Source organism: Stenotrophomonas sp. S41 (assembly GCF_016624625.1).
In the GTDB taxonomy this organism is placed as follows: domain Bacteria; phylum Pseudomonadota; class Gammaproteobacteria; order Xanthomonadales; family Xanthomonadaceae; genus Stenotrophomonas.
In genome coordinates this window covers 1-1161 of record NZ_JACVTV010000210.1, presented here as the reverse complement: position 1 = coordinate 1161, position 1161 = coordinate 1, and the positions used below count along the sequence as shown (strand labels likewise).

Genomic DNA, 1161 nt, shown 5'->3' with positions numbered 1-1161 from the left:
AGGGGAGGGTCTCGGCCGGGGCGGGCAGACGGCTTAGAATGGTCGGCTGCACTAACGCAACTGGACCTTCTGGAGCTCCTGCATGACCCTCGCGCCGTTCTATCCCATCGGTACCCCCGGCCAGCCCTGGGGCGATGCTGAACGCGCGCAGTGGCGGGCCGCCCAGCAGCGCCAGCGCAGCTACCACGATGATGTGGTGGCCGCCCTTGAGCGCCTGGACGACGGTTTCGACGTGATCCAGTACGGCCAGCTCGACTATGCCCCGGACCACTACCCGCTGTTTGCCGTGGTCAACCACGACTGGAACCCGGCGCTGCCGACCGCCCTCGTCACCGGCGGCGTGCATGGGTATGAGACCAGTGGCGTGCATGGCGCCCTGCAGTTCCTTGAAGAACAGGCCGAGCGCTACCTGGGCCGGATGAACCTGATCGTGGCGCCGTGCGTCAGCCCCTGGGGCTACGAGCGCATCCAGCGCTGGAACCCGGATGCGATCGACCCGAACCGCAGCTTCCGTGACGGCGGCCTGATCGAGGAAGCCGCCTCGCTGATGCGCTGGGTGGCCGAGCGCAAGGCCGACATCCGCGTGCACCTGGATCTGCACGAGACCACCGACAGCGACCTGCACGAGTTCGACCCGGCGCGCTGCGCCCGCGACGGCAAGCCGTTCGAGCGTGACACCATTCCCGATGGCTTCTACGTGATCGGCAACAGCGAAGACCCCCAGCACGGCTTCCAGAAGGCGCTGATCGAGGCCGTTGCGCCGATCACCCACATCGCCCCGGCCGACGCCGAGGGCAACCTGGTCGGCCTGCCGCTGCAGTCGCCGGGCGTGGTCTGGGGCGAGTCGCGTTCGATCGGTGCGTGCGCCGGTTTCACCGACGCGCGCTATGCCACCACCACCGAGGTCTACCCGGACAGCCCGCGCACCAACCCGCAGGAATGCAACGACGCCCAGGTGGCGGCGGTGTGCGCGGGCCTGGATTACGCGCTGGCGCAGTGAGGTAGCGCCGGGCCATGCCCGGCGACTGACCTGGACGCATAGCGTCGAGCTTGCTCGACTGCCGTCCGCGTGGCAGCAGCAACCGTGCCAGCCTCAACGAGCGCGAAAGTCGCTTTCAGCACCTTCTTGCGTCAGCGATAACGCCGCTGCAACGCGTCGAC

General features: G+C 68.3%; 1 protein-coding gene. It reads left to right on the top strand.

Annotation, left to right across the window (positions count from 1 at the left end):
* Positions 1-82: 82 nt before the first annotated feature.
* A complete protein-coding gene (locus IAE56_RS20915) occupies positions 83-1000 on the top strand; it encodes a M14 family metallocarboxypeptidase (protein ID WP_200753841.1) in 918 nt (305 codons plus the stop codon).
* Positions 1001-1161 lie beyond the last annotated feature (161 nt).

Coding starts and splice junctions, on each gene's coding strand:
- IAE56_RS20915 (WP_200753841.1), top strand. CDS start 83: ATGACCCTCGCGCCGTTCTATCCCATCGGTACCCCCGGCCAGCCCTGG.